This is a genomic window from Fusicatenibacter sp., assembly GCF_977045365.1.
The window spans coordinates 1-2,746 of the sequence record NZ_CDRRUH010000095.1 but is presented as its reverse complement, the minus strand read 5'-3'; the positions used below and the strand labels follow the sequence as shown (position 1 = coordinate 2,746).

The 2,746-nt window shown below is 50.3% G+C and carries 2 protein-coding genes; both read left to right on the top strand.

Features of this window, described 5'->3' with window-relative positions:
- Nucleotides 1-240 precede the first annotated feature (240 nt).
- Nucleotides 241-1,674 (top strand): family 43 glycosylhydrolase, encoded by a 1,434-nt coding sequence (locus ACY2VW_RS13760; protein WP_461878433.1) that lies wholly within the window; start codon nt 241-243, stop codon nt 1,672-1,674.
- A gap of 4 nt (nt 1,675-1,678) precedes the next feature.
- Nucleotides 1,679-2,746 (top strand): hypothetical protein (locus ACY2VW_RS13755; RefSeq protein WP_461878432.1); only part of this gene is annotated, 1,068 nt, incomplete at its 3' end.

The following is a 2,746-nucleotide window of genomic DNA, read 5'->3' as shown; positions in this document are numbered from 1 at the left end:
TCGACACCCATCTGGGAGTTCTGGTAAATAAAGTTTAAAAGCTCTGCATCTCCACTCATCGTGCATCTTCCTTTCTTGCTTTCTTTGGTGGTTTCATGAAAAAGTATTGCCGGAAATCGGGGCAAATATACCTGATTTTAATTGTAATTTTACAGGGGAAAAAGTATAATAAAAGCATCGGAAAAAGAGTACGAAAAAGCGGGAAAAACCGCAGAAAAACGGAAAGGAGAAGAAAAAAATATGCAGTTATTTTATACCCCGCAGCATGCTCGTGTCGGCGATGTGATTCCTTATTATGAAGATGGGAAATTCCACCTTTTTTATCTGAAAAACTGGAATCCATATTTCGGCAGCGACAGGAAAGAAGGCTGGCATCTGCTAAACACAAAAGATATGGTGCATTACGGGCCGGAGACGGCAATTGGGATTCTGGGAGGAACGGGATCTGTCATCAAGGCAGATGGGATTTACCATTTATATTACTGCGTCTTTGAACAGAATCCGCAGCGGCAGTACGTCTGCCACGCGACGAGCCGTGATCTGGACAGTTGGACGAAACACGAAGAAGAAACATTCGGACCGGACGAAACGATCTATCTGCCGACCGACTGGCGCGATCCATACGTGTTCTGGAATGAGGAAGAAAACTGCTGGTGGATGCTGCTGTGCGCGCAGAGCCAGGGAAAAACAGGCCGCCGCGGCTGTGTAGGCTTATGTAAATCTGCCGATCTTCACCACTGGGAGTGCTGTGAGCCGCTGTATGCACCGCATGCGAGCATGTCGGCATACGAATGCCCGGATATGTTTTACGAAAACGGCTGGTGGTATCTGATCTTTTCGCAGTTCACAGACCGTTTCCAGACCATTTACCGCATGAGCCGTTCCTGCCATGGACCATGGAAACGCCCGAAAACAGATTCCTTTGACGGTCGTGCGTTCTACGCGGCAAAAAGCTGCGGGGATGGAAACCACCGGTATCTGTTCGGCTGGAATCCGACAAGGACACAGAACACCTGGAATTTCGACCCGGATCCGAACCACGAGGGATACGATTACAAAACATATGACTGGGGCGGTACGCTGATTCCGCATGAAATTTATGCACGGGAGGACGGCACACTGGCGGTAAGACCAAATCCGGCGCTGAAAGAGGTTCTGACCATTCAAAATGACGTAAAGTGGGCACCGATGAACGGCGCGTGGGAGATTGGTGAAACATCTGCCGTTGTTGATACGCCGTATGCTTATGCGTCTGCACTCAGTGAAAACGATGTTCCGCATCAGGGCTGTCTGGCATTTGATTTCACGTTTTCGGAAGGAACAGAGCGTTTTGCCGTGGCACTGCAGGTGGATGAGGAGTTTGCGAGAGGCTACTATTTCTACTTAGATCCGAAGCGGCAGCGTCTGGAGTACAAGAGCGCAATCCGTATGCATGAGCAGGGCGGATGGACGTTCCAGTACGATGTCGAGCTGGAGCGGCCGCTGGAACTGATTCCGGGGAAAACGTATTCCATGGAAATTTATATCGATGAGTCTGTGATGGAAGTCTATGTGGGCGGAACAACGGCTCTCAGTGTGCGCGCGTATGACTTGCACGACCGGAAGTTTGGTCTTGCTGTATCTGACGGAAAGGTGCGCTTTGAAAATATTCAATTGACAACGATGGGAGGGTGAGCGGATGAGTCTTTATTTTCGACCGGAAAAGGCAGTGCTGGGTGATGTGATCCCCTATTACGACAATGGTGTTTTTAAACCGTTTTATCTTCGCAATTACCGTGCGAACCGGGATGAACAGCATCAGGACAGCTGGGTGATGCTGAGCACGACAGATCATATTCATTATACGGAGCATGATACAAAAATTGTGGGCGGCACGGGTTCTGTGATCAAAGTGGATGGCCTGTATCACATGTTTTACTGTACCTTTCAGAAGCTGCCAGAGAAGAACTACATGAATCACGCCGTCAGCACCGATCTGGATGTGTGGACGGAAATCCCGGAGGACCGCTTCGCATCGGATGATGTGATCTATGAGCCGATCCACTGGAGGGATCCGTTTGTTTTCTGGAGTGAGGAGGAAAACTGCTGGTGGATGATTTTTGCGGCGCAGAAAAAAGGAAAAACGACGAGGAGAGGCTGTGTGGGTCTGTGCAAATCGAAGGATCTGCATCACTGGGACTACTGCGAGCCGTTCTATGCTCCGATGAATGCACAGTGTGCGTGTGAGTGCCCTGACTTTTTCCGGATGGGAGACTGGTATTATCTCGTCTTTTCTTCGTATGCGGACCGCTATCAGACGATGTACCGGAAGAGCAGAAGTCCGTATGGACCGTGGCAGACGCCGGAAATTGATACGTTCGACACGCGTGCTTTTTATGCGGCAAAGACGGGAAGTGATGGCGTTCACCGATACGTTTACGGCTGGAATCCGACAAGAGAAGTCAACGAGCACAATTTTGATCCGCCGGGATATCCCGGAAAAGACTGTAATACATGGGACTGGGGTGGCAGTCTGGTGGTGCATGAGCTGTGGCAGGATGAGAATGGCGATCTTTTTGTGAAGCCGATTCCACAGGTGCTGGAAGCCGTGGGATGGGAAGAACCGCTTCAGATGCAGGCGCTGACAGGAGAGTGGAAGCTGGAAAAGAACCAGGCAGAGGTTGATGCACCGTACGATTTTGGTGCGCTGCTGCTGAATCCGGTGGGGGAAACGAGCCGTCTTTCCTTTGACGTCGAAGTGGACGGG